This is a genomic window from Peribacillus aracenensis, assembly GCF_025175645.1.
In the GTDB taxonomy this organism is placed as follows: domain Bacteria; phylum Bacillota; class Bacilli; order Bacillales; family DSM-1321; genus Peribacillus; species Peribacillus aracenensis.
The window spans coordinates 115,632-139,827 of sequence record NZ_JANZMJ010000008.1 but is presented as its reverse complement, the minus strand read 5'-3'; the positions used below and the strand labels follow the sequence as shown (position 1 = coordinate 139,827).

Below are 24,196 nucleotides of genomic sequence, written 5' to 3'. Positions count from 1 at the left end.
CCATGTTCATTTGCCGTCCAAATAAAAAAGCTGACTCGCGTCAAGCCGTATCAATTCATTTGATAGGGCAAAAGCCGAGTCAGCTTTATTTTTATTACAGCCCGAAAAGATTCCAGCCTGCATGAAAAAGGTTGAACGTTTATAGATGAAGTGATCCTTCATCCATACGCTGCATGTTATTTTAAAGGGCTATTAGAAAACTTGTTCAACTTCCACTACACCGGGAACTTCTTCAAGAAGGGCACGCTCAATCCCAGCTTTTAGCGTAATGGTCGAACTTGGACAGCTTCCGCAGGCTCCTAGTAATCGTAATTTTACAATTCCATCTTCTACGTCAACTAGTTCACAGTCACCGCCATCACGAAGAAGAAACGGACGAAGCTTATCTAGAACCTCTTGAACTTGGACTTCCATTGTTTGTTGGTCGGACATTGCAATCGACTCCTTTCCTAATCATATTATAATGCGAAGGTAATAAAAAATCCAACTGTAACTTTGCGGAAATATAATCTATATTATTCTGGTATGATGGAAACAGGTGAATGTTTCTAAAAAGTATTCAAAATGAAGTATATATACTAAAATGAAGGAGGAAGAGATGATAATGAAAGAAATTGAAATAGAAGTGTATGGAGCGGAGCAAATTTGCGCGAGCTGTGTGAATCTCCCTTCTTCGAAAGATACTTGCGAGTGGCTAGAAGCCGCTTTAACGAGAAAGTTTCCTGAGCAGAAATTCAAGATATCCTATATAGATATGTATAATCCCCCAGAAACGTTGAAGCAAAAGAGCTTTGCCGCGAAGATGATCGAAGAAGATTTATTTTATCCATTGGTCCTCATTGAAGGCGAGATCATTGCAGAAGGAAATGTGCGTCTCAAAAAAGTGGTGGAAACTATGGAAAAATATGGATATACGATGCAAGTGTGATATATAATGGAAGAAATAAGAAAAACTGACCCATGAGCTGCATGCAGTTCATGGGGCCAGTTTAATGTAGCATGGTTGGAATCAACCGTTATGGTATTTATACATCCAGAGGATGCCTGATTTCATTAGGCGTGCCACTCTGCCTGTAATTGGGCGGTTTGCAACAAGACCAAAACCTTGCTTCTTCCCAAGGGAACCTAATGTTCCTTTTAATTTCATTGTAGGGAAGCTTTCCGGAAGTGGTTCATTTGCCCATTTCTTCACAAGAACTTGGACGATTTGCTCTGCTTGGGACTCCGCTAATTGAGCACTTGGCGCATGAGGGAGGCTCGCACAGTCGCCGACGACAAAGATGCTGTCATCATTAGGTAGGAAATGCTGAGGAGTCAGGACAGCTCTTCCTTGACGGTCCTTTTCAATATCCATATCGCGGATGATCTTACTTGGCTGAATTCCAGCTGTCCATACGATGACGTCGCTTTGAACTGCTTCGTCGCCATTATAAAGAAGGTTTGGCTCAACTTTCGTTATATTTGAATGATGGACGATTTCGATTGTATGTTTATCGAACCATGATTCAACAAAGGTGCTTAATCTTTCTGGGAATGCAGATAGAATATGCGGTCCACGGTCGAATAGCTTAACGTTTAAATCTGAACGGCTTTCAATCAATTCACTTGCAAGCTCAACACCACTCAATCCGCCACCAACGATAGAAACGGTTGCACCGGCACCTAAATTATTCAAAGCTGAATATGTGCGGCGTGATTTATCGATTGTTTGGATACTGTAAGTATGTGTGTCTGCACCAGGAATATCGTGGTATTTATCTTCACAGCCAAGGCCAATGACTAAATCATCATAAACGACAGGATCTTGATTTTCTATAATGACTTGTTTATTTTCCATATCGATGGAAAGTACTTCTCCGTATACGTTCTTCAAGCGAGGATGTTCAGGAAATGCAACACGGATGTGCTGATCTGGAATGGTACCTGCTGCTAAAGCATAATATTCCGTTTTTAAGCAGTGATAAGGATTACGGTCGATAAGCGTGATGCTCACATTTTCAGGAAGCTGATTAGGCAGCAATCTTTGCAACATGCGCATACCACCATACCCGCCACCAAGTATGACTAGATTCTTCATATGATTTTTCCCCTTTATTTGATCTCTTGAAAATTTGACTAGCATTTAACGATAGGATTCCCCCAAATGGTCCCCTTTAAAGTGTAAATAAATATATATACCCCAATTAGTAACAAGAATAAAAAATTAGATAATTTTCTTTTTTTACGTACCCCGACAAAAGTATAACGAATATGAAAGGAAATCACAACCGATATCTTGAAATCGGCTGATTTTTTATGCGTAAATATTGACTGTTAATGGGAAAAGTAATAAGATGGTTTGTTAGTAACTGTGAGGTGAAACAATGTACCCGATTATTGAATTTTGTGTAAGCAATCTGGCCAGTGGCGCTCAGGAGGCTCTGGAAAGATTGGAGCGGGATCCGAATTTAGATGTCATAGAATATGGTTGTCTGGGATATTGCGGCAGGTGCTCCAGTAACTTATATGCACTTGTAAACGGTGAAGTGGTTTTTGGTGACACTACGGATGAATTGGTGGATAAAATATATAAGTACATTGATGAATATGAAATGTTCTAATCATCAACGGCGAATAAAAAAGCTGTTCCTCGATGGAACAGCCTTTTTAATTTTCAGTTATGCAGCATCGGACGGGATGTTTCATGTTTCTGCTTGAGTTCCTGAAAGCGATCCCTGGCCATCTGGATGATGGAGGCTTCCCGGGCATTTTTTTGTCTTTCGAACACTAATGAAAAATACTTGATGGCTGCCTTTTCATTTCCTATCCTTCTGGAAATGTCGCCAGCGAGATAGAGGAGCCTTGCTTCAGATACCTGGGTGCCGCTGAAGTCCCCTGTTGAATAGGATGCCTCATACTCCTTCAGGGCGAACCTCAAAAATCTTTCTTCTTGTTCCTTGGTTTGGTTGATCCTGTATAACCAGGCTATCCGTAAACAGATTCCGGCAAGGATAATATGTTTTTCCTTTTTTAAAGCTCCGCAATAACTCGCCAACTTGTATGTATTGATCGCATCTTTAATGGATCTCTCCTTGCTGAAATGATGGGGAACCCACTGGGAGCTGACTTTTTCCATAATGGTTTCCATTGTCGTGGGGGGGAAGTACCGGGAGAAATCCTCGGAATAAGAAAAGCCGCAGTGAGGGCAAACAAAAATATTATAGTAAAGTGTGTTAACGGTTGAATCAGCATAAATGGGGTGAAAGTCCGTGTCATACTTAGCTACTTTTACAAAACGCGACCGTACCTTTTTAGTGGTTGATTTTTGCTTGCATAAAAGGCATTCCATGCTTTTGTCATATAGAGGATGTATACCTTCCATGGTGATTACCCCCTTTATTGTAATTTGGGAATGGGTCCAATGAATGGGTCCGTTATACCCATTCATCTTATTATAAACTAATTTTTGTTGGTAAAATAGGTGGAGGAATATGAATTTTTCCAAGCTGGAAAATTGAGCGTGTGAATTTCTTTGGTATATACTATAAAGAGGAATAGTTCTATCTCATACATCAGAAGAAGGAGGGATTTATTGTGAGTGAAGTTGTTCAAATAACGGAAGCTGCCGCTTTTCAGATAAAAGAAATGATGAAACATAATGGCGAAGAGGGTTCCTTTTTAAGAGTGGCCGTTAAAGGCGGAGGCTGCAGCGGATTATCTTACGGAATGGGTTTTGAACAAGAGCCTGGGGAAAAAGATAGCCAGCTGGAACAGTTTGAAATCAAGATCCTTGTTGATGCCGAGGATGCAGATATATTGAATGGAACGGTAATTGATTATAAACAAACGATGATGGGCGGAGGCTTTACGATCGAAAACCCAAATGCTATCGCTTCATGCGGTTGCGGGTCTTCCTTCAAAACGGCCAAAAACGCCGGTACGCCGGAAAACTGCTAAGAAACTCCAAAACATTGGAAAAGGGGGCACTTTAACTAGTGCCCCCTTTTTTTATGCTTATTTGCTGCCTTACATATTGTAAAGGGCCTCTTTGATTGGGAGGGTGCCGCTGAAAATCTCGAATGTTTTATTGAATGTTTTTTCCTCTGTGACTGATTGGGCAAGAACGGCGGCGACATCGGCCCTTGGAATGGATTTATTAGTATGATCCACTTTCTCATCCGCAAAGATTTTTCCGATGGCTTGTTCATTTGTCAAAGCAACTGGCCGGACAATCGTGTAGGTCAGTCCGCTTCCTTTTAAATGTTCATCGGCATCATGCTTGGCTTCGAGATAATGGCGCATTCCTTCTTGGGCTTGTTCCGGATTATCGGAACCGACAGAGCTTAACATGACAAACCGTTCGATGCCCTTCTTCTTGGCGGCATCAACCAGTTTAATGGCTCCGTTCTTATCCACAGCTGTCGTTTTATCCGGCCCTGTTTTTGGTCCAGATCCGGCGGCAAAAATGATGGCTTCCATGTTATCCACTGCTTTATCCACATTTCCCTCTAAATCGGCAAGGATTGGATGTCCGCCGAGTTCTTTTATCGTTTGAGCCTGTTCCTCTTTCCGGATCATCCCGTATACTTTCATTTGCGGATTTTTTGATAATTCCCCAATGATCTGTTTCCCGGTCGTTCCGTTGGCGCCTGCAATTAAAATATTCATATATGTGCATTCCCCTTTCTTGGCTTATCCCACTCTTTACCCTTAGAATGACAATGCTAAGCACTGTGGATAACTAAGGGAAATAAGTTATCCACAATCATTGAATTGGGGACAACAAAAAAACCGGCTGTGAAAGCCGGGTTTTTGCGTGATTTTAAAACATGGAAGAGCTGTGCATCGGCTGGACTTTTGCTTTTGGGTCAATATATTGTTTGGCGTGATTGACGGCAGTGGGAGCCTCACCAAAACCACTTGCAATCAATTTTACTTTGCCATCATATGTTGCAATATCACCTGCTGCATAAATTCCAGGGATATTCGTTTCCATTCTGGAATTCACCAAAATACTGTTCTTCTGGATATCGAGTCCCCATTCCTTAATGGGACCAAGGGAAGAAACGAAGCCGTAGTTGACGATGACTGCATCTACCTCCATCGTCTCTGTATCTTCACCATTTGTATCCTTGATGACTATTGTATGGATCCGTCCGTCTGTACCAATCAACTCTGAAGGTATGTAAGGAGTCTTTATTTCAACTTTTGAATTCTTAAGTGTTTCTACACTATGTTCGTGGGCACGGAATTTATCCCTTCTGTGTATGATGCTCACTTTCTCGGCGATTGGCTCAAGCATCAGGGCCCAGTCCACCGCTGAATCTCCACCTCCGAAAACCACCACTTTTTTGCCGGCAAAATGATTGAGGTCATCGATGAAATAGTGAAGGTTACTGCTTTCATATTTTTTTGCATCATCAATCTCGATGCGGCGGGGTTGGAAAGCCCCATTTCCAGCTGTGATGATAATTGTTTTGGAGTAATGGATTTCTTTATCAGTCGTTAACTTGAAAACTCCATCGGCTTGCTTTTCCACTTCTTGAACGGCCTGCTCCAAGACAACATCCTGTTCGAACTTTGCCATTTGTTCTTTCAAATTATTCACTAGCTCCTGTGCGCGCACTTTGGGGAAACCGGCGATATCATAGATGAACTTTTCAGGATAAAGAGCAGACAATTGTCCGCCTAATTGTGGTAGGCTCTCGATGATTTTTACGGATGCCTGTCTCATTCCCCCATAAAATGCAGTGAATAATCCAACTGGGCCTCCGCCAATGATGGTAATATCATAAACTTTTTCATTAACTTCCAACGTTATCCCTCCGATATACTAGGTTTGCTGAAATTTATTCTCTTATTTTAACATAGATGATCTTTTAAAAAACGGGTAAAGTTAGAAAAGTGGGAAAGTTTCGACTATATATGGGCAGTTTCACGGTGAATGTTCTTCATTCTCTTTCAAAAGTGGGTAAAATTACTCTTTACCAATGTTAAGCATTTCGTATAGATATGGTTCGGAACTGGGTGAAAAGTAATGCTTTTCGGCTTTATTTTAACCCGAAATAGTTCGGTTTGTTACTTGAAAAAGGTATGGAAAAAGACTAATATTTAATTAGACATCATTTGGTAAAATTTTTATGAATTTTTTATGACATTTATGAAGTGTTACGTGAAATACGTCACAAATGTATAAGAGTGCTTTTTATAATGGAAATTAATAAGATAGACAATATATTTTAGTTATGGAAAGCATCACAAGAAAATATCGTAAAGGTGGACGAATACTTTTGAAAAAGCCAACTATCGTTGTTTTGGGAGCAGGTTATGGTGGATTGATGACTGTTACTCGCTTACAGAAGGCATTAGGTCAAAATGAAGCAGAAATCGTATTAGTTAACAAAAATGATTACCACTATGAAACAACATGGCTGCATGAAGCATCTGCTGGAACTCTACATCATGATCGTGTGCGCTATCCAATCAAAAGTGTCATTAACAGCAAAGTTAAATTCATCCAGGACTCTGTTTTGGAAGTGAAAACAGAAAACAAAAAAGTCATCCTTGAAAACGGCGAAATTTCTTATGATTACTTAGTGATTGGACTTGGACCTGAATCGGAAACATTCGGAATCCAAGGGCTAAAAGAATATGCTTTCTCTATCTCGAACGTGAACACTGCACGAAAAATCCGTGACCATATCCAATTGCAATTCGCTACGTACAGTACTGAGGTCGAGAAGAATGAAGACCGCTTGACGATCGTTGTTGGAGGAGCAGGATTTACGGGTATTGAATTCCTTGGCGAATTGGCTAACCGTGTCCCTCAACTATGTAAAGAATACGACATCGACTTCCAAAAGGTCCGTATGTACTGTGTGGAGGCGGCACCAGCGGTCCTTCCTGGCTTTGATCCGGAATTGGTGGATTATGCAGTATCTTACCTTGAGAAAAAAGGTGTGGAATTCAAGATCGGTACACCGATCAAGGGGGCGACTCCTGAAGGCATCATCGTGGCAAAAGGCGAGGATGAAGTGGAAGAAATCAAAGCGGGCACCGTTGTCTGGGCAGCTGGCGTACGTGGAAATTCCGTGATAGAGGCTTCCGGTTTTGAAGCTATGCGCGGACGCATCAAAGTGAACCTTGACATGCGGGCACCGGGTCATGACGATATTTTCATCGTGGGGGATTGCGCTTTGATCATCAACGAGGAAATTAATCGTCCATATCCACCTACTGCCCAAATCGCCATGCAGCAAGGTGAGGTCATTGCGAAGAACCTGACTAAATTGGTTCGTAATGAAAGCGCCCTTGAAACGTTCACTTTCGAAAACAAAGGAACGGTATGTTCACTTGGCGAAGACAACGCGATTGGTGTTGTTTTCGGCAAGAAAGTTACAGGTAAGACTGCATCATTCATGAAGAAAATGGTTGATAACAGAGCATTGTTATTGATTGGCGGAGCTTCCCTTGTTGCTAAAAAAGGTAAATTCAACGTCCTTTAATTTTTTCGATATATAAATAATGGCCATTTGGGGATTGTCCCTGAATGGCTTTTTCATTGGAATCTCATCCCATCGATGAGCGTGTCATAGTGGAGTATGCTCCTTTCTTATGTGGAATATAATGGGGATAAGGATGGCGAAGCTGCACCAAGAAAGTCCTTACCTTTGGTACCATATGTTCTTCTGCTGTGTGGAGTTTATCCTGATTATAATGAATATGGGGGAAGTGGACTTTGGTGGAACGATGCAAAAATGTTTGGCTGGCAGTGTCCGGCCTTGTGATATCTGATAAAGGTGAGTGGCTGGTCGTGAATAAAAGGTATGGCGGATTGAAAGGGCAATGGTCGCTTCCGGCAGGTTTTGTCAAAAATGATGAAACCGTCGATGAAGCTGTCGTAAGGGAAGTGTTGGAGGAGACGGGTGTTCAAACAGAAATCGAAGGCATTGTAGGTATGAGAAGCGGAGTCATCAAAGGGGATATTAGTGATAATATGTTGATATTTTTACTTAAACCAGTCAGTTTTGAAGTAACCGCTCAATTGGATGAATTATATGAGGCTAAATTTTATGACCCTGATTTACTCATGCAGGAGGGGAAGCAATCTTTACTCTTGGAACAGCTTTTAGCTTTTAAAAGGGAAAGAATGCAGACGATGCTTGACGGGTTGAACCCGGGAGATCAATTTGGATATACATCATATAAATTATTCATGTGATTTGGGTAATTATCTTTTCTTCGGAATTATTTGGTATAAGTCGTTGACGCGGCAATTATTTTTTCAGTAAACTAAAGGTGTCGCTTTTAAGGAGGGTCAAGAATAACATGCCATTGCCTGTTTTAATTATCTCAATACTCTTATTTTTCATATTATTTTTTGGAATTGGCTTTTTGCTGAATATGCTTTTTCGTTCTTCGTGGATCATGGTCATCTTATTTCCAATCGTCTTCATCATCATTGTCAATGAAACAAAGCTAATAGAATATTTTAGAAATCCGGGAATCTCTTTTTCCAATCTTGGAACGAACCTTACATCCCTTCATACGGCAGACATCGTTATTTTATCAAGCGGGCTGCTTGGTGCGGTTTTAGCGGGTGTGGTCATCAAGATTCTAAGGAAAAAAGGATATCAAATGTTTTGATAATGGAAAGGGCCGTCATTTATGGACGGTCCTTTTTTTGCAGGCTGTTTTCGCATACTTTGTTGCTATTTACCAAGTAGTGCGGTGTGGTTGATTTCCCCTCCCGCTGGTCCCGCAAGAGTCTCACACTTCCGCTCCAATCAACCTTAAATCGTTTCGTTTTAAAAACAACAATCTTTACGAAAAGAGCCTTTTTTGTAAGGAAAATTGGATCTTTCCATGCTTTATGAATACTTTCACTCTGGAAAGGGAACAAATATCCTTGTGAGAGGAGTGGAATTAATACATATGAAGATTGTAAAGGCATTATTTCTGAGGGTTGCTATTATCATATTATTTATCTTGGCCATCGAATCAACCTTAAATCATGTTTTTGGGGCTGTGCCTGAAGGCCATCCTTTTGAAGAGGCAATGAGACAGCATCGAATGCTTGGTCTCGAATATAAAGCGATCCATAGTGGAGGTCAAGTTGCAACGCTAATGGCATCGGCATCCACGAGCAATGGTCCGACGACGATAGCGGAGGCAATCGAGCTCTCGAAATACCCGAAGCATGAAGTTTTGGCTACAGGATATACAGCAGGGTATGAGTCGACAGGAAAGTACCCGGAAAGCCCATCCTATGGAATCACTTATTCAGGGGTGAAGGTGAAACGGGATCTGTTTTCCACCATTGCCGCCGATCTTGCCGTATTCCCTCTCGGAACCATCCTTTGGATTCCGGGCTATGGCTATGGGGTTGTAGCGGACAAGGGTGGTGCGATCAAAGGAAACCACCTGGACCTATACTACGAAACGGTACAAGATGTATACGAGAACTGGGGCAAGAAAACCCTTGAAGTATATGTTGTGCAAAAAGGGAATGGCGAGTTATCTGAAGAACAGCTAAGCAAGTTGAATGAAACAAAGATCAAGCAGGTATTCAAGCCGAAAATCGCTGAGAAAACATTGAACGAGAATGTAGCTTCCTTTGCTTTTTAATGTTTGATAGACAAATCGGAGAAAGTGAAGGTGAAAGGCTGCCTCGATTGAGGCAGCCTTTTTGATTGTCTGTTTCAGTTGTGACGCCCTTAGGCCATGCTTTTGTAGGCTTCAGGATGCAGGGTCTTTGCCAATTTGGAAAGCCCATCCAGTAAACGTGGAGAAGGCCGGCAGAATAATGGTTCTTCCATGATGTGAATATTGTTATCCCGGACGGCCTTCATATCAGACCACCCTTTCCGTTTCTTGACCAGCTCTGGGTTTACCTTTCGTAAAGGGACACCGACCCAAGCTAAGCAAATATGGTCGGGATCCTTTTTTTTGACATCTTCGGAAGTGACTTGAATGCTTGCCATGTCGACATCTTCGAAAAGGTTATATCCTCCTGCAAGCGTGCTGATCTCGGATAACCAATTAACTCCCCCTGGGCTGAATAAGGGATTAGGCCACCATTCCCAATACAGGGAAGGCTTTGTTTCGATTTTGTCGGCGACGTTTTTATATTGAAGGATGGCATGACGGAATTTGGCAGCCTGTTCCTCTGCTTTTTCCTTAAGATCCATGGCCTCGCCCAAGGTCACTAAATCTTTTGCGATATCTTCAAGTGATTGCGGGTTGAAGATGATATGGGGGATGTTCCGTTCTTTTAGCCCTTCAATATTTTTTTCCATGCCCGGTACACTCAGGGAAGCCAGCACCAAATCGGGTTTTAGTGATTCAACATGATTGATGTCGATCGATAAGTCGGGCCCCACCTTGGGTAGGTGCTGTATGGTTTCAGGCCAATCAGAGTAGTCATCGATGGCGATAAGCTGATCTTCAATCCCTAGATATGTGCATAGTTCCGTATTGCTGGGGCAAAGTGAGATTATTTTCAAATTGAACACCTACCCTTGAAAGATGAAAAAGTGAAGTGTCAGTGCAATGAATACTCCGGTCAAGGCTCCGAAAAATACCTCGATTGGCTTATGGCCCAACAGTTCCTTTAATTGTTGCTGTTTTTGTTTATCTTCTTTTTTCTGCCAGTTCTTTGCTTGCTCGACAAATGTATTGAAGTCGGTAACGAGCTGGTTCAGGACAGCTGCCTGTTCTCCTGCCTGCCGTCTCACTCCTGTTGCATCGAACATCGTGATGACTGCAAAGATCGTGGCAACCGCAAATACAGGGGAATCCATTCCGGTTTCGATTCCTACCGCTACGGTTAGGGCTGACACGGCCGCAGAGTGGGAGCTTGGCATACCGCCTGTGGAGTTAATGAGTGACCAGTTCACTTTACGAAATGCTATGAAGTGGATGGGCACTTTAATGAATTGAGCAAAGAAAATGGCAATCAATGCTGCGATTAAAGGGAAGTTGAGTAATAATTCCAACAGTATCAGCCTTCTTTCTAGTTATAAGTAAAGATGAAAACCATATCTGGGTAAATACATCCTGCTCGGAATAAGGCCCTTATTATTAGTTCCATTCAGTCCTGTCGATTCCCTGCTGGTAATAGTATAAATATGATCTTTCTTATACTATTACTCTAAAGTCACCCAATCTAAACTATATCCCTTTTTATTATTATTTTTGCAGGCCTTATTCGAAAATTTTTGAAGATTTCGTTATAATGAGTGTAATTGAATGGAGGAGGTAGCAGGATGTTTACAGTAAAAGATTCCCTGAATATAGATTTGATTGATGAATGTCTGATTCTAGGCGTGTTTGACGGACCTGTAAAATTTACAGGCATAGGAAAAGAAGCGGATGAGCGATTGGACGGCCAGCTAACAGAGTTAGTGAAAGCCGGTGAAATCTCTTCCAAGAAAAAATCGGTGGTCAAAATACATACATTAGGTAAATTAAGCGTAAAGAGATTGATTTTCGTAGGGTTGGGCAAGGAAAAGGAGCTATCCTTTGAAACCCTTCGCGAAGCGTTGGGAAAAGCGCGTAAGACGATTAAGGAATCCAAGGTTACGACTCTTTCGATCGCTTTGGATACATTCACGACTGAAAATCTGGATGCATTGGACGCAGCGCATGCTTGTTCTGAGGCTTTCGAACTTGCTTCCTATAAATTTGAAGGATACAAGCAAAAATCGAATCAGGTTGAAAAAAGCCTCGAATCGATCACGGTTTACAGTGAGTATGGTCAAGAAGAGGTCGGTGCCGCGCTTCATGTAGGGAGAATCTTCGGAAGGGCGACGAACTCAGCCAGAACATTGGTCAACACACCAGGCAATTTGTTGACTTCCACGGATTTGGCAGACTATTCATCCGCCTTGGGCGAACGTTATGGTTTTGAAGTGGAGATACTCGAGAAGGGAGATATGCTCAAGTTGGGAATGGGCGCACTTCTTGCTGTCAATAAAGGTTCGTCCGAACCTCCGAAAATGATCGTTCTGAAGTATCAAGGTAAGGATGAATGGAAGGATGTTATCGGGCTGGTCGGTAAGGGCATCACATTCGATACGGGTGGATACTCATTGAAAACGAAGGCTGGAATCGTCGGGATGAAAACGGATATGGGCGGTGCGGCAGCTGTTTTAGGTGCAATGGAAATTATCGGCGAATTAGGACCCGATCAAAATGTCGTGGCTGTCATTCCAACCACTGATAACATGATCAGCGGTGATGCATTCAAGCCGGATGATGTGATCACTGCCATGAGCGGCAAGACGATAGAGGTATTGAATACGGATGCGGAAGGCCGGCTGGTTTTGGCGGATGCCATGACGTACGCTAAACATCATGGGGCTGACTATCTTATTGACGTTGCCACTTTAACGGGCGGTGTAATAACGGCGCTGGGCATGGATATGACGGGTGCAATGACAAATGACACGGGATTCTATGAACAGGTGGCCAACGCCTCAGAGGAGGCCGGAGAGCCCATTTGGAGATTGCCGATTACAGAAAAGGATAAAGAACGGGTACGCAATAGTAAAATAGCGGATTTGAATAATTCACCTGGAGGGGCAGGACATGCAATCATGGGCGGGGCCTTCATCGGCGAATTTGCTGAAGGCACTCCGTGGGTCCATCTGGATATTGCCGGAACTTCCACAACCTCGAACAACTCCGAATTGTGCACGGCGGGGGCTACCGGTGTCATGGCACGAACGCTTGCACTATTGGTTGAAACCTTTGAAACGAAAACAAGATGAACCCAAATATCCGAAGCCGAAAATAGGCTTCGGTTTTTTTACCAAAAGAGTGTGGTGGACGTTATACATCCCTCCATTTCAAACTGACGATGATATGACAATTTTCTTCCCCCGCTTTAGGATAAAAATCAAAACGGATCCCATCGGGGTTATACGTGATATCAGGCTCGTTATTAATTCCTATCTTTCGGATCATATCGATCACGACACTCTTTTGCGATGCTTGGGCTGCGGTCATCAACCGGTTCGAGAAAGGCTTGGATGTGGCTAAAGTATCCATGACTTTTTTTACATCAAGCATTAAAAATTGCGAGGTCTTTGCCGATTTAACCAGCAGATCTGGATTGGTTGCCGAGTAGGGACGCAATGTTCCTTCCCGTTCCCGATTCATATTCATTGCCCCGGCGTGAGGCGTAAATAGGATGGGGTCATATAAAAAATAAGGGAAATCCTCCAAAAGGTTTCCGTCCTTTCCTTAAGTCTGTCTATAGACACGTTTTCGTTATACGTTAAAATATGTATAAAGGCCAGACGATATGATTGCGGTTTGTGAATGACCTTTCTCCTGCAAACAAACTTCTTGAAAATTATGATCAAAGACACACTATTATTTGTAAACTGCTTCATTGACAGGTATAGTGTATAGTAATATACTTACTTACCTAAAGTAAGGAGAAGGCACACTATAAATTATAAAATAGGTGATGTTAACATGAAAATAACCGAGGAAACAAAAAACCTTTTAATAGATAAAATGAATATCATCAAAACCCCGGGAAAAGCTGATATATGCCTTGTGGGACCTGTGAACCTACCTGTTGAACAAGGAGATTTCTCAACGGTTTTCCAATGGTATACATGGCTTCAGCTTGACGGCGCGGGTAATGACAAGGAAGCAGTGCTTGATTCGCTTTCGGAAGCCAACCTTGCTTTTGGACAGCAATCCTCCGTATTGGTGTATGGAGATTTTAAAAATTCGGGAGATGCACTTGTCCGGATGCATAGCATCTGTCACACGGGTGATATCTTCGGCAGTAAACGATGTGATTGCGGCTACCAGCTCCACCAATCGATGAAAATGATAGCCGAACATGGGTGCGGGGCCATCTTTTACCTTGCAGACCATGAAGGAAGAGGGATTGGCCTGTTTTCCAAGTCACTTGCCTATTTGCTTCAGCAGGAGGGTTATGACACGGTCGAGGCGAATGAGGCTTTAGGATTCGAAGATGATACGCGATCTTACGAGGGAGCCATTCGAGTGTTGAGTGAACTGCGCGAGAATCCGGTGACTTTAATCACGAACAACCCCAAAAAGCTGGACGCCCTCATGAAGCATGGACTTGCGGCAAAGGACCATATTCCGCTTTGGGGCGGTTTGACGGAAGATAATAGTTTCTATCTGGATACAAAAGTTAAGAAGTCTGGACATATTCCCCAAAAGAAGCCAACTTTGATTGTATAAGGAGAGCTATAGTATGAATGATGATCAATATTACATGAAGCTGGCACTGGATTTGGCGGCCAGTGCAAAAGGAAAGACGAATCCGAATCCAGTGGTCGGTGCAGTCATAGTCAAAGACGGCGTGATAGCCGGGACAGGGATCCACCGTAAAGCGGGTGAACCGCATGCGGAAGTGCATGCTTTCAAAATGGCGGGTGAGTATGCAGAAGGGGCAACGCTATATGTGACTCTTGAGCCTTGTTCACATTATGGAAAGACCCCTCCTTGTGCAAATTTGGTGAAAGAATCAGGTGTCCGGAGAGTTGTAGTGGCTACTCAAGATCCGAATCCTGAAGTGGCCGGCAGAGGGATATCGATCATAAAGGAAGCGGGCATTGAAGTGGAAGTTGGCATCCTGGAAAAGGAAGCTCAAAGGCTGAATGAGCGTTTCATTCACAATATGCTGACGAATCGGCCATTTGTCATATCGAAGTATGCGATGACGCTCGATGGAAAACTTGCAACCCACACAGGCCATTCAAAATGGATAACAGGGGAAGAATCACGTCATTCCGTTCATCTGCTGCGTGATGAGGTGGATGCCATTCTTGTTGGTATCGGGACAGTATTGGCCGATGATCCATCACTGACGACCAGACTTCCGGAAGGCGGAGGGAAAAATCCGATCCGGATCATTTTAGACAGTGAATTACGGGTTCCCTTGGATGCCAATGTTGTACAAGTATCAGATGCGAAAACCTTGATCGTAACACAGGAAAATGCACCTGCGGATAAAATGGACCGTTTACGTGAAAAAGGGATCGAATTCATTTTCATCCCCAAAAACGGGACGGGACTGAATCTAAGGGCTTTGATGGAAGAGCTGTATAAAAAGGGGATTACGGATGTCTTGCTGGAAGGCGGAAGCGAAGTGAATGCCTCTTTTCTTAGGGAAGGGCTCATCGATAAATACTTGATTTATATAGCCCCTAAATTATTGGGCGGAAGAAATTCATTAACACCGTTTACTGGAATGAATGTGGATACGATGGATGAAGCGATGGATGTTTCCTTCTCTGGCGTGGAAACGTTTGGCGAGGACATACGCATCACGGCTTATCCTAAATTAAAATAGACAACAGGTGAAGAGGCATGTTGGTTAAATCAGATGTATGCATAGTAGGATCAGGACCTGGAGGAGCCCTGCTGGCCTACCTATTGGCCAAGCAGGACATTTCAGTCGTATTGCTTGAGAGGCATCCTGAGGTTTCAAGGGAATTCAGGGGCGAGTTCCTGAACGATGAAGGAGAGGGCATTCTTAAAAAACATGGTTTATTCGAGAGTGTGGAAAGACTAGGCTTGCTTAGGATGGAACAAATTGAATATTGGAATGACGGCGAAATATTCAAAAGGATTTTCCCTGAATGGCCTGTCGATCATGTTGGGATACATGTCCCTCAAAATCATCTCCTTACAGCTATATTGAATGAAGCCGAAAAGCTGGACTCTTTTCAATTGATGATGAATACGAGGGTTACGGACTTGATACAGAATGAAATGGGCCGTTTTACAGGTGTCAAGGCTCGAAATGGCGGAAATGACCTGGAAGTGCAAAGTTCATTGATAATCGGAGCGGACGGCAGATTTTCCATCGTTCGAAAAAAAGCGGGGATTCCAGTCGTGATAAAAAATCATGGTTATGATTTACTGTGGGCAAAAATTCCAGCCCCCGAGGGATGGAAGCCTTCGATCAAGATGGCATTGGTCAATGGCTCACAGGTTGCCCTCTTCACTCAGGCTGGAGGTTTCATCCAAATTGGCTGGAATATAGAACATGGTTCGTTTCCGCATTTGCGAAAACAACATTTTGATCCGTTCATCGAAGATTTGCTTTTGGCCTTTCCTGAATTAAAAAAGGTTGTGAGTGAAAATATCCGCTCTTGGCATGACTTCATTTTATTGGACGTTTACAGTAGCTATTGTGAAACATGGACAAAGGATGGCGTTGCTTTATTAGGTGATGCAGCCCATACGATGACACCTACAGGTGCATTCGGACTCAATTGTGCCATGAAGGATGCCGATATATTAGCCGAGCTTATTTCTGGATGCATCCTGCAGGGGGATGCTGATTTCTTTGGGCTTAAAATCGCTGAGCCAGAAAGAAAAGCCGAAATCGATAGATTACAGGCCATTCAGGTGGACAAGGAAATTTCCTTCGCATCACAGTTTGCCGCCGTTTATGTTTGAATGGGAGTGAAAGATATGAAATTTGGTTTTGATATTGACGATACCCTTATTAACTTGAGGGAGTTTGCGTTCCATCTTTATAATGAAAAGCTTAATACGAATATAGAGATATCGAAATTCAGAGCTTTAAAGACGTTGGAGATCCATGAAGCTTTCGGGCTTGATAAAGAGGCTGGGGGCAAGATGTGGAACAGCCTTGCCGAGGAAGTTTATTATTCATCCTGTCCAGCCTTCGAGGGCGCAGTGGAAACGCTGCAGGAGCTTGAACGCGATGGTCATGAAATCTATTACATCACAGCCAGAAAAGCGGAGCATGGTGAACGGACGAAAAAATGGCTGATTGAAAACGGCTTTCCGGTTAAGGATGACCATTTTTACTGTGGTATGAAGGATCATGAAAAAATTGATACGATCCGCAAATTGGAATTGGATTATTATTTTGATGATAAACCGGCAGTGCTGGAAACTTTATTGGATATTCCAACGAAAGTGTATGCAATAGATAATTCCTATAACAGGGAATTGGATATTCCAAGACTGACAAGCTGGTTTGAATTAAAAGAAATCCTCTCCAAATAATACAATTCACATTATTGAGGGATGACTTGATAGACTTGGGTCATCCTTTTTTTGTATACTGATATGAATAGTGATTCATTTATTTATAGAAAAAAGTTGGGGGTAATGGGATGGAAAGAAATATTGAACAGTCATTGATCGGCACGCTTGGGATAGAAATGAAAGAAGTCGGTGATGGGAAAGTCATTGCGAAGATGCCTGTAGATGAACGAACTAGGCAGCCGTATGGTTTATTGCACGGGGGAGCGTCCGTTGCCCTTGCTGAATCTGTTGCAAGTTTTGGCGGCATGCAGCTGGTGGATCGTACAAAACAGGCTGTCGTCGGCCTTGAAATCAATGCCAATCATGTAAGGGGCGTCCGTTCCGGTTTTGTTACCGCAGAAGGGAACATCCTCCATCGCGGGAAGACGACGATGGTGTGGGACGTGAAAATCCGTGATGAAGAGGATCATCTTATCTGCGTTTCACGCTGTACATTGGCCGTTATCGACTTACCAAAGCCAAAATGAATCAATAGAACAATCGCAATAAAGTGGCGCAATGATTCCACAGTATCCGGTTTAAGTATAATATGGCAGCAGATTATTGTATGAGAAGAGGTGTTTTTATGCTGGTTGGTCATATACAAGAAATCACCCGTCATCCTGTAAAATCATTCACTGGTGAACAGGTACAGAAAACAAGGGTGATGGATTATGGACTATATGGAGATCGCAGCCATGCCTTTAAAGGTAAAAATGGGAAATTCCTGACGATAACCCAAGTCCCGGAAATGGTCCGTTATCAAGCTGCTTTTTCTGGTGAGGGAACCGTTGACCAATATCCGGAAATCAAGGTGAAGACCCCAACAGGACAGGTGCTGACATGGGGAGAGGAAGCCTTTCAGGAGGAAATGGAGCGGTTGTTGAAACAGGAGGCAGCACCAGTTGTTTATCATCCTGCACATATTCCGTTAGGTGCGATTGAAGAAGAAAACATCCTGCTTGTCAGTGATGCCTCGATTGGCGAATTGACAAAGCTTTGGGGAAAAGAACTGGATGGCAGGAGATTCAGACAAAATTTGGTGCTATCTTTAGTGAACAAAACGCCCTTTTTAGAAGAGCAATGGTTCGGAAAAAGGATTCTAATCGGAAATGAAGTGGAATTGGAGATCAAAAGGTATTGTGAGCGTTGTATGATCATAACGGTCGATCCAAGCGATTCCCATAGAGATCCAACTCTCCTGAAAACTGTCGTCAAGGAAAGGAACAATCATTTTGGCGTATATGCCTCGGTCATCAAAACAGGTGAAATCAGAGTGGGGGACCAGGTATTTTTAAAGGATTGAAATAGAAAAGAGCTGCTCCTGTAATCAGGGCAGCTCTTTTGCATGGCAGGGATCACCGGGTTTTCTTTAAATCATCCTGGACACTCCGATCCCACATCTTGACGCCAGTATGATAAGCCGAGCGCATGATTAAATGTCCGGCAACAGGACTGGTCATGAAGATAAAGATGATCGCGAGCACGACCCGGAAATCGAAATGGCCATGTTCATAGTAAAAATATAACAAGGTGCCGATCAGGATGAACATGATTCCAAGAGTCGAGCTCTTTGAGGCAGCGTGATTTCTGGTATAGACGTCGGGCAGCCGGATGATGCCGAAAGCCGAGACTAAAAAGAGAAAGACTCCCATTAATAGGAATAGGGCTGATAGGACTTCAACGATTGCGGTCATCTTCGATTATCTCCCCTTTCTCAAGGAATTTGGCGAAAGCGACCGTTCCGATGAATGATAGGATCCCGAGCAGTAGAATGGCTTCCAGATATGCGCTTGTATCCATGACAATGGAGGCAAGTGCAACGATTGCGATAAGATTGATTCCCATTGCATCGAGTGCGATGACCCGATCCGGTACGGAAGGCCCTTTGATTAAACGGTATAAGAATCCAATCATGGAAAGCGAAACACCTAGCAACGCGATTTTAAGCATTAGATCGAACATTATTTGCCCACCTCCATAATCGCTTTTTCAAATGTATTCTTAATGCTGTCCACAGCCTCATCTTTGTCGGCAATATCCATCGCGTGGATATAAAGAATCCGATTATCTTCCGATACCTCAACGACAAGTGTTCCTGGTGTAAGTGTAATTAAATTCGATAGTATCGTAATTTCCCAATCCTTGGTCAGCACGGTTTCAAATGCGAATATGCCAGGTCTCATATCCAGGCTCGGTTTAAGCACGGCCTTCAGGACGCTAATGTTGGAAAGTATGAGTTCCCTTGCGAATATGAGGAGCAATAGAACGACGGCATTCACCCTTTTCAAATAAAAACGTTCATTGAAAAAATGACGGAAGACGAACATGATGCCGAGCCCCAATATATATCCGATGATAAAAGTGCTCCCGTTAAACTCATTTTTCAAAAACATCCAGATAACCGCAAGGAACACATTCAATAAAATTTGGAATGACATCAGGCACTACTCCTTTAAAACCGCTTTGTTATAGATTTCGGGATTCATTAATGAATCCACAGCTTGTGTAATGAATGGGTAAATCGATTCAGTTCCTACTCCGAATAAAACGGAAATGATCACAAGTATGACGGCAGGGACCAGCATTTTATTAACCGTTTGATTAGTTAAGGTATAATCAGCTTTCGGAGTTCCCCAAAAGCCATTCATGAATATTTTCATGACGGAATATAGGACCATCAAACTTGAAAGTAAGACAATGGCCATTCCAAAGTAGGCTCCTTTTTCGGCAGCCCCCTGAAGAATCAGGAGCTTGCCGGCAAAACCGCTGAATGGCGGGATTCCCGCCAATGATATGGCAGCTATGAAGAAGGTCCATGCAACGGCCGGGTATTGCTTGATCAAGCCGCCCATGTCCCGCAAATCATCCGATCCGCTGATTTTGATCATGATGCCAACCAGCAGGAAGAGTGCAGCCTTGATCAGCATGTCATGAATGATATATAGAATGGAGCCTGATAAAGCCTGTTCATTCATGACGGAGATGCCGAACAGGATAACCCCGACGGCGATGATGATATTGTAAATGATGATTTTTTTTACATCCCAATAAGCTATCGCACCAATGACACCGATGATGATGGTCAAGATGGCAAGTATCGCAAGGAAAGTATGGGTGAAATCCTGGTCATGATAAAACATGAGTGTATAGGTCCTGAAAATGGAATAGATCCCGACCTTAGTCAGCAATGCCCCGAATAGGGCCATCACGGGAATGGGCGGAGCATAATAGGACCCAGGAAGCCATTGGAAGAGCGGGAAAATGGCTCCCTTCAAACCGAATACGACCAAAAAGCCAATCGCTATCACCGAGACGATACCAGGCTGGTTGACTTCCGCTATCTTCTGGCTGATGTCCGCCATGTTCAAAGTTCCTAGAACTGAATAAAGGTACGCCACCATGATGACGAAAAAGGAAGAGGAAAGCACATTGACGATGATATACTTCAATGATTCCCTCAGTTGGATTTTCGTCCCTCCCAGTACAAGCAGCACGTAGGAAGCCATCAGCATGACTTCGAAGAAAACGAATAGATTGAAAAGATCCCCCGTAAGGAAGGCACCGTTTACACCAATCAGCAAAAATTGAAATACAGGATAATAATAATGTCTTTCACGTTCCTCCCCTATGGAATAAAAGGAGTAAAGCAGTATGGCCAATCCAATGATATTCGTGGTCAGTACGAGCAGCGAAGAAAGCATATCTGCGACGATCACGATCCCGAATGGCGCATCCCAGCTGCCGACACCTAAAGCCAAGATCCCTTGAGCATGGACCGTAAACACTAGATAAAGGGAAATCGCAATTCCTATTAGAGAGGAAAAAAGGGATATCCCTCTTTGGAGTTTGATTTTTTTTGCAAAGAAAATGAGAAAGATGCCTGTGAAAAGCGGCCATAAAACAGGCATGAAAGTTAGATTATTCATTCGCTTCCGTACCTCTCATTTCATCCATGTCATCCGTACCGAGTTCCTGGTAGGTCCGGTAAGCAAGTACCAGCAGAAATGATGTGACCCCGAAACTGATGACGATCGCCGTCAAGATAAGCGCTTGCGGAAGCGGATCGACATAGGATGCAGCTTCATCACTCAGCAATGGAACGGAACCGCCTTTCAAACCGCCCATCGTCAATATCAAAAGGTGGGCGCCGTGACTAAGCAGCCCAGTACCGATTATGATTCTTAAAATGCTTTTGGAAAGCATTAAATATGTCGCGCACATAAATAGTATTCCAATGACAATGGCCATTAAAAGTTCCATTATTCACTCTCCCCTATCGTTTGAATAATGGTCATCGTTACACCAACAACCACAAGATAAACACCCAGATCAAAAAGTACCGCGGTATGAAGCGAAATGTGCCCAAGAAGCGGTAAATCAACATAATGATACACATGTGTCATGAGGGGCACCCCAAACACCAGCCCACCGGCTACGGTCAAGCTTGATATGAGCAAGCCTGAACCGATCATTAACTTATAGTCAATCGGCAAGATGCCGGTAACGGTCTTAATGTCGAAAGCGAGCAACAGCAGGACTATGGCGGCTGAAGTCATTAAACCGCCGACAAACCCGCCTCCTGGTGAATAATGCCCGCCTAAAAAGATGGCAACCGCGAACAGCAGGATAACAAAGGCGGCGACTTTCGTAACCGTTTGAAGAATTAGGTCATTTTGCTTCATGATTTATCTTTCCTCCCCGTCAAACGCAGTTTGATCATCGCGAATATTCCGAGCGCAGCGATGGAAAGGACAGTGATTTCAAACATTGTATCAAGTCCGCGGAAGTCAACGAGAATGACGTTCACGACGTTTTTTCCGCCTGCTTCCTTATAAGCATTTTCAAGATAGTAATTTGATATGGAATCAAATAGTTTATTGCTATGTGCCGATAAGGCAATCAATGTCACGATGACTCCTACACCAATGGATATCAACGCGTTATTCAGCTTGAATGTCATCCGTTCTTCCTTTCTGCTTGCCATTAATGGAAGGTGGAAGAAACAAAGCAAGAACAAGGATACCGAAATCGTTTCGATGACTAGTTGGGTCAGGGCTAAATCTGGTGCCCGCAGCAAAACGAAAAATAAGGAAATCGTATAACCGACCGCTCCTAAGATGATAATGGAAGTTAAACGGGATCTTGCAAACAGAATGGCGATCGAGCCGATTACGATGATCGCAGCCAATATCAATTCATATAGGCCGATCCGGGCAAAGTTCCCTGTATCCAATTTAAATGCATCCTTCCAATAAAGCGTAAAGCCCAATGAGAGAATGAAGAAAAGGAAGATTGAAAGCAGATATGTCCGAATATAACCTGTCATTAAAAATTTCATGACGGATGATGCTGAACGATCGAGCCCTCTAACCCCGTTATCATACAAAGCATTCAGGGAAATGCGTTCAGGAATCCATCTAGTGATCTTCTGCCACTTCGGAAGCGTTTTGTATAAAAGGATTCCGAATGCTATGATGCCGACGGTCATCCATACTTCAGGATTGAATCCATGCCAGAAGGCGATATGAACTTGGAAATCGGGACCCGCCACGCTAGGCTGTATGCTGGCTACCGCAGGTTCAATGATCCGTGAAGATAGCAAGTTTGGAAAAATACCGAAAACGATGACCAACGAAGCAAGGATGATCGGGGATATCAGCATCCCGACCGGTGCCTCGTGGGGCCTCTTGTCCAATAGTTGCAACTGAAGTTTGCCTGTAAAGGGTTTGAGCACGACGATCATGCTATATATGAAAGTGAATACACTGGCTACCCATGCCACCACAGGGAAAAGGACCCCCCATGTCTCCATATTGAAGATATTCAATTCCAATACATTCACCATGCTGGCCAAGAACATTTCCTTGCTCAAAAAACCATTGAAGGGCGGAAGTCCAGCCATTGAAAAAGCGCCTATGACAGCGACGGTGAAAGTGATCGGCATCACCTGCATCAATCCGCCGAGCTTTCTGATATCACGTGTACCGGTTTCATGGTCAATGATGCCGGCAACCATGAAAAGGCTGCCTTTAAATGTCGCATGATTAATCAAGTGGAATACTGCAGCAACCGTGGCTGCCAAATATATATTTTCCCCAAAAGAATCATAGTGGAGGGCTGCTGCACCAAGTCCCAAAAGCGACATGATCAATCCGAGCTGACTGATGGTGGAAAAAGCGAGAACACCTTTTAAATCAGTCTGCTTGATTGCTGAGAATGAGCCCCAGAACAGGGTGATCAATCCGGCGATTGAAACGAGCCAGAACCATAATCCTGATTCTGCAAAAACAGGGCTTAATCGGGCTACCAAATAAATTCCGGCCTTTACCATTGTGGCGGAATGAAGGTAAGCACTGACCGGTGTCGGGGCTTCCATCGCGTCAGGAAGCCAAATATGGAACGGGAACTGTGCAGATTTGGTGAACGCTCCAAGCAGCACAAGCAAAAGTGCAGGAATGAAGAGCGAGTGGTCCATAAGTTCCCCGCTTTGGGCAATCAATTCACGAATGCTGAATGTATTCCCCATAATGGAAAGGAGAATGATGCCGCCAAGCAAGCTTAAGCCGCCAAGCACAGTGATCAACAGGGATTTCTGCGCCCCATAACGTGAACGCTCCCTTTCATTCCAATATCCTATCAAGAGAAAAGATGATAAACTCGTGAATTCCCAAAATGAATAAAGAACAATTAGATTATCGGATAAGACGACACCAAGCATCGCTCCCATGAAAAGTAAAAGGAAGACGTAAAATTGGTTCAGCTTTTCTTTCTCTTTCGATAAATAGAAAATTGAATAAAGAACGACGAGTGAACCTATACCTGTAATGAGCAAGGCGAACAAAAGGCCTAGTCCATCTATATAGAAATCAACGTGAATTCCAAGAGAAGGAATCCATGTAGCGCTTTCCATAATGATATCCCCTTGTTTGGTCAAGGAAATGAACCTTGAAAAATACGTGAAAAGGAGAATCGGTAAAATCAGTACAAACCATCCTGTATGTATTTGTCGAAATAGTTTGTATAATATTGGTACGATGATTGCTAATAGAAACGGTGATAATACCGCCCAATGAAGTAAAGACATAAACTCCCTCCCTTTTTAAAACGAACCTTTAGTCGTCTTATTATGCTTTTTTTTGAGCAATCCTAG

29 protein-coding genes are annotated in these 24,196 nt (G+C 43.2%); 14 read left to right on the top strand and 15 right to left on the bottom strand.

Translation table 11 applies throughout. The annotated features are described in order from the left end of the window. Positions 1-192: 192 nt before the first annotated feature. On the bottom strand, positions 193-432 hold the full coding sequence (locus N0M92_RS10875) for a NifU family protein (protein ID WP_076368151.1): 240 nt from the start codon (positions 430-432) through the stop codon (positions 193-195). A 166-nt stretch (positions 433-598) separates the two neighbouring features. On the opposite strand from N0M92_RS10875, the gene N0M92_RS10870 reads away from it, so the two are divergent. After that, positions 599-928, top strand: coding sequence for a YuzD family protein (locus tag N0M92_RS10870; RefSeq protein WP_260285715.1), 330 nt, complete (start codon positions 599-601; stop codon positions 926-928). An 81-nt stretch (positions 929-1,009) separates the two neighbouring features. Here N0M92_RS10870 and N0M92_RS10865 read toward each other — a convergent pair whose 3' ends face one another. Next, on the bottom strand, positions 1,010-2,077 hold the full coding sequence (locus tag N0M92_RS10865; RefSeq protein WP_076368149.1) for an NAD(P)/FAD-dependent oxidoreductase: 1,068 nt from the start codon (positions 2,075-2,077) through the stop codon (positions 1,010-1,012). A 286-nt stretch (positions 2,078-2,363) separates the two neighbouring features. Between N0M92_RS10865 and N0M92_RS10860 the strand changes: the two genes are divergently transcribed. Further along, positions 2,364-2,600 carry a YuzB family protein gene (locus tag N0M92_RS10860; protein WP_260285714.1) on the top strand — a complete coding sequence of 79 codons (237 nt, stop codon included), beginning with the start codon at positions 2,364-2,366 and terminating at the stop codon, positions 2,598-2,600. A gap of 53 nt (positions 2,601-2,653) precedes the next feature. Here N0M92_RS10860 and N0M92_RS10855 read toward each other — a convergent pair whose 3' ends face one another. Next, positions 2,654-3,361, bottom strand: coding sequence for a DUF2225 domain-containing protein (locus tag N0M92_RS10855; RefSeq protein WP_260285712.1), 708 nt, complete (start codon positions 3,359-3,361; stop codon positions 2,654-2,656). 212 nt (positions 3,362-3,573) lie between these two features. Here N0M92_RS10855 and N0M92_RS10850 point away from each other — a divergent pair, with 212 nt between their 5' ends. Then, positions 3,574-3,936, top strand: a complete 363-nt coding sequence (locus N0M92_RS10850; RefSeq protein ID WP_241592743.1) for a HesB/IscA family protein — start codon at positions 3,574-3,576, stop codon at positions 3,934-3,936. Between the two features lie 69 nt (positions 3,937-4,005). Here the strand turns inward: N0M92_RS10850 and N0M92_RS10845 are convergent, their stop codons facing one another. Together N0M92_RS10845 and N0M92_RS10840 are read right to left on the bottom strand one after the other, a co-directional pair. After that, a complete protein-coding gene (locus N0M92_RS10845) occupies positions 4,006-4,647 on the bottom strand; it encodes an SDR family oxidoreductase (RefSeq protein WP_260285711.1) in 642 nt (213 codons plus the stop codon). Positions 4,648-4,801: 154 nt separating this feature from the next. Continuing rightward, the gene (locus N0M92_RS10840; protein WP_192206934.1) at positions 4,802-5,794 is read right to left on the bottom strand and encodes an NAD(P)/FAD-dependent oxidoreductase; all 993 of its coding nucleotides are present in this window, start codon (positions 5,792-5,794) and stop codon (positions 4,802-4,804) included. 475 nt (positions 5,795-6,269) lie between these two features. Here N0M92_RS10840 and N0M92_RS10835 point away from each other — a divergent pair, with 475 nt between their 5' ends. From N0M92_RS10835 to N0M92_RS10820, 4 genes are all read left to right on the top strand, one after another. Then, complete coding sequence (locus N0M92_RS10835) at positions 6,270-7,484, top strand: NAD(P)/FAD-dependent oxidoreductase (protein ID WP_260285710.1); 1,215 nt, start codon at positions 6,270-6,272, stop codon at positions 7,482-7,484. A gap of 233 nt (positions 7,485-7,717) precedes the next feature. Further along, entirely contained in the window at positions 7,718-8,200 is a 483-nt protein-coding gene (locus N0M92_RS10830; RefSeq protein ID WP_397443835.1) for an NUDIX domain-containing protein, read from the top strand. Between the two features lie 107 nt (positions 8,201-8,307). Further along, entirely contained in the window at positions 8,308-8,625 is a 318-nt protein-coding gene (locus tag N0M92_RS10825) for a YuiB family protein (RefSeq protein WP_260285709.1), read from the top strand. Positions 8,626-8,913: 288 nt separating this feature from the next. Beyond that, a complete protein-coding gene (locus tag N0M92_RS10820) occupies positions 8,914-9,606 on the top strand; it encodes a 3D domain-containing protein (RefSeq protein ID WP_260285708.1) in 693 nt (230 codons plus the stop codon). A gap of 89 nt (positions 9,607-9,695) precedes the next feature. Here N0M92_RS10820 and N0M92_RS10815 read toward each other — a convergent pair whose 3' ends face one another. Then, positions 9,696-10,484: a cobalamin-binding protein gene (locus tag N0M92_RS10815; protein ID WP_192206928.1), complete on the bottom strand. Its 789-nt coding sequence runs from the start codon at positions 10,482-10,484 to the stop codon at positions 9,696-9,698. Positions 10,485-10,493: 9 nt separating this feature from the next. Beyond that, positions 10,494-10,976 carry a divergent PAP2 family protein gene (locus tag N0M92_RS10810; protein WP_260285707.1) on the bottom strand — a complete coding sequence of 161 codons (483 nt, stop codon included), beginning with the start codon at positions 10,974-10,976 and terminating at the stop codon, positions 10,494-10,496. A 270-nt stretch (positions 10,977-11,246) separates the two neighbouring features. Between N0M92_RS10810 and N0M92_RS10805 the strand changes: the two genes are divergently transcribed. Further along, complete coding sequence (locus tag N0M92_RS10805; RefSeq protein WP_260285706.1) at positions 11,247-12,752, top strand: leucyl aminopeptidase; 1,506 nt, start codon at positions 11,247-11,249, stop codon at positions 12,750-12,752. A gap of 61 nt (positions 12,753-12,813) precedes the next feature. Here the strand turns inward: N0M92_RS10805 and N0M92_RS10800 are convergent, their stop codons facing one another. Further along, the gene (locus N0M92_RS10800; protein ID WP_260285705.1) at positions 12,814-13,143 is read right to left on the bottom strand and encodes a hypothetical protein; all 330 of its coding nucleotides are present in this window, start codon (positions 13,141-13,143) and stop codon (positions 12,814-12,816) included. A gap of 321 nt (positions 13,144-13,464) precedes the next feature. Here N0M92_RS10800 and N0M92_RS10795 point away from each other — a divergent pair, with 321 nt between their 5' ends. From N0M92_RS10795 to N0M92_RS10770, 6 genes are all read left to right on the top strand, one after another. Continuing rightward, complete coding sequence (locus tag N0M92_RS10795; protein ID WP_260285704.1) at positions 13,465-14,214, top strand: GTP cyclohydrolase II; 750 nt, start codon at positions 13,465-13,467, stop codon at positions 14,212-14,214. A gap of 13 nt (positions 14,215-14,227) precedes the next feature. Next, positions 14,228-15,328: a bifunctional diaminohydroxyphosphoribosylaminopyrimidine deaminase/5-amino-6-(5-phosphoribosylamino)uracil reductase RibD gene (ribD, locus tag N0M92_RS10790; protein WP_260285703.1), complete on the top strand. Its 1,101-nt coding sequence runs from the start codon at positions 14,228-14,230 to the stop codon at positions 15,326-15,328. 17 nt (positions 15,329-15,345) lie between these two features. Further along, positions 15,346-16,443 (top strand): FAD-dependent monooxygenase, encoded by a 1,098-nt coding sequence (locus N0M92_RS10785; protein ID WP_260285702.1) that lies wholly within the window; start codon positions 15,346-15,348, stop codon positions 16,441-16,443. Positions 16,444-16,458: 15 nt separating this feature from the next. Next, entirely contained in the window at positions 16,459-17,022 is a 564-nt protein-coding gene (locus N0M92_RS10780; protein WP_260285700.1) for a 5' nucleotidase, NT5C type, read from the top strand. A 110-nt stretch (positions 17,023-17,132) separates the two neighbouring features. Beyond that, positions 17,133-17,531, top strand: coding sequence for a hotdog fold thioesterase (locus tag N0M92_RS10775; RefSeq protein WP_260285699.1), 399 nt, complete (start codon positions 17,133-17,135; stop codon positions 17,529-17,531). Positions 17,532-17,629: 98 nt separating this feature from the next. After that, positions 17,630-18,349, top strand: coding sequence for an MOSC domain-containing protein (locus N0M92_RS10770; protein ID WP_260285698.1), 720 nt, complete (start codon positions 17,630-17,632; stop codon positions 18,347-18,349). 52 nt (positions 18,350-18,401) lie between these two features. On the opposite strand, the gene mnhG is transcribed toward N0M92_RS10770, so the two are convergent. From mnhG to N0M92_RS10735, 7 genes are read right to left on the bottom strand one after another with little or no spacing between them, the layout of a single operon-like run. Continuing rightward, positions 18,402-18,740, bottom strand: coding sequence for a monovalent cation/H(+) antiporter subunit G (gene mnhG / locus N0M92_RS10765; protein WP_260285697.1), 339 nt, complete (start codon positions 18,738-18,740; stop codon positions 18,402-18,404). Further along, a complete protein-coding gene (locus N0M92_RS10760; RefSeq protein WP_370023645.1) occupies positions 18,724-18,996 on the bottom strand; it encodes a Na(+)/H(+) antiporter subunit F1 in 273 nt (90 codons plus the stop codon). Before N0M92_RS10760 ends, mnhG begins: the two co-directional genes overlap by 17 nt. A gap of 11 nt (positions 18,997-19,007) precedes the next feature. After that, positions 19,008-19,484: a Na+/H+ antiporter subunit E gene (locus tag N0M92_RS10755; protein ID WP_076368131.1), complete on the bottom strand. Its 477-nt coding sequence runs from the start codon at positions 19,482-19,484 to the stop codon at positions 19,008-19,010. Between the two features lie 6 nt (positions 19,485-19,490). Then, positions 19,491-20,972 (bottom strand): Na+/H+ antiporter subunit D, encoded by a 1,482-nt coding sequence (locus N0M92_RS10750; RefSeq protein WP_260285696.1) that lies wholly within the window; start codon positions 20,970-20,972, stop codon positions 19,491-19,493. Beyond that, positions 20,965-21,306, bottom strand: coding sequence for a Na(+)/H(+) antiporter subunit C (locus N0M92_RS10745; protein WP_192206917.1), 342 nt, complete (start codon positions 21,304-21,306; stop codon positions 20,965-20,967). The genes N0M92_RS10750 and N0M92_RS10745 overlap by 8 nt, the downstream gene beginning before the upstream one ends. Continuing rightward, entirely contained in the window at positions 21,306-21,728 is a 423-nt protein-coding gene (locus N0M92_RS10740) for a Na(+)/H(+) antiporter subunit B (protein WP_260285694.1), read from the bottom strand. The genes N0M92_RS10745 and N0M92_RS10740 overlap by 1 nt, the downstream gene beginning before the upstream one ends. Further along, positions 21,725-24,130, bottom strand: a complete 2,406-nt coding sequence (locus tag N0M92_RS10735) for a Na+/H+ antiporter subunit A (RefSeq protein WP_260285693.1) — start codon at positions 24,128-24,130, stop codon at positions 21,725-21,727. The genes N0M92_RS10740 and N0M92_RS10735 overlap by 4 nt, the downstream gene beginning before the upstream one ends. Positions 24,131-24,196 lie beyond the last annotated feature (66 nt).

Coding starts and splice junctions, on each gene's coding strand:
- N0M92_RS10820 (WP_260285708.1), top strand. CDS start 8,914: ATGAAGATTGTAAAGGCATTATTTCTGAGGGTTGCTATTATCATATTA.
- N0M92_RS10745 (WP_192206917.1), bottom strand. CDS start 21,306: ATGGAACTTTTAATGGCCATTGTCATTGGAATACTATTTATGTGCGCG.
- N0M92_RS10760 (WP_370023645.1), bottom strand. CDS start 18,996: ATGCTTAAAATCGCGTTGCTAGGTGTTTCGCTTTCCATGATTGGATTC.
- N0M92_RS10870 (WP_260285715.1), top strand. CDS start 599: ATGATAATGAAAGAAATTGAAATAGAAGTGTATGGAGCGGAGCAAATT.
- N0M92_RS10825 (WP_260285709.1), top strand. CDS start 8,308: ATGCCATTGCCTGTTTTAATTATCTCAATACTCTTATTTTTCATATTA.
- N0M92_RS10755 (WP_076368131.1), bottom strand. CDS start 19,484: ATGTCATTCCAAATTTTATTGAATGTGTTCCTTGCGGTTATCTGGATG.
- N0M92_RS10800 (WP_260285705.1), bottom strand. CDS start 13,143: ATGAATCGGGAACGGGAAGGAACATTGCGTCCCTACTCGGCAACCAAT.
- N0M92_RS10770 (WP_260285698.1), top strand. CDS start 17,630: ATGCTGGTTGGTCATATACAAGAAATCACCCGTCATCCTGTAAAATCA.
- N0M92_RS10775 (WP_260285699.1), top strand. CDS start 17,133: ATGGAAAGAAATATTGAACAGTCATTGATCGGCACGCTTGGGATAGAA.
- N0M92_RS10740 (WP_260285694.1), bottom strand. CDS start 21,728: ATGAAGCAAAATGACCTAATTCTTCAAACGGTTACGAAAGTCGCCGCC.
- N0M92_RS10750 (WP_260285696.1), bottom strand. CDS start 20,972: ATGAATAATCTAACTTTCATGCCTGTTTTATGGCCGCTTTTCACAGGC.
- mnhG (WP_260285697.1), bottom strand. CDS start 18,740: ATGACCGCAATCGTTGAAGTCCTATCAGCCCTATTCCTATTAATGGGA.
- N0M92_RS10785 (WP_260285702.1), top strand. CDS start 15,346: ATGTTGGTTAAATCAGATGTATGCATAGTAGGATCAGGACCTGGAGGA.
- N0M92_RS10735 (WP_260285693.1), bottom strand. CDS start 24,130: ATGTCTTTACTTCATTGGGCGGTATTATCACCGTTTCTATTAGCAATC.
- N0M92_RS10805 (WP_260285706.1), top strand. CDS start 11,247: ATGTTTACAGTAAAAGATTCCCTGAATATAGATTTGATTGATGAATGT.
- ribD (WP_260285703.1), top strand. CDS start 14,228: ATGAATGATGATCAATATTACATGAAGCTGGCACTGGATTTGGCGGCC.
- N0M92_RS10845 (WP_260285711.1), bottom strand. CDS start 4,647: ATGAATATTTTAATTGCAGGCGCCAACGGAACGACCGGGAAACAGATC.
- N0M92_RS10795 (WP_260285704.1), top strand. CDS start 13,465: ATGAAAATAACCGAGGAAACAAAAAACCTTTTAATAGATAAAATGAAT.
- N0M92_RS10865 (WP_076368149.1), bottom strand. CDS start 2,077: ATGAAGAATCTAGTCATACTTGGTGGCGGGTATGGTGGTATGCGCATG.
- N0M92_RS10780 (WP_260285700.1), top strand. CDS start 16,459: ATGAAATTTGGTTTTGATATTGACGATACCCTTATTAACTTGAGGGAG.
- N0M92_RS10855 (WP_260285712.1), bottom strand. CDS start 3,361: ATGGAAGGTATACATCCTCTATATGACAAAAGCATGGAATGCCTTTTA.
- N0M92_RS10860 (WP_260285714.1), top strand. CDS start 2,364: ATGTACCCGATTATTGAATTTTGTGTAAGCAATCTGGCCAGTGGCGCT.
- N0M92_RS10875 (WP_076368151.1), bottom strand. CDS start 432: ATGTCCGACCAACAAACAATGGAAGTCCAAGTTCAAGAGGTTCTAGAT.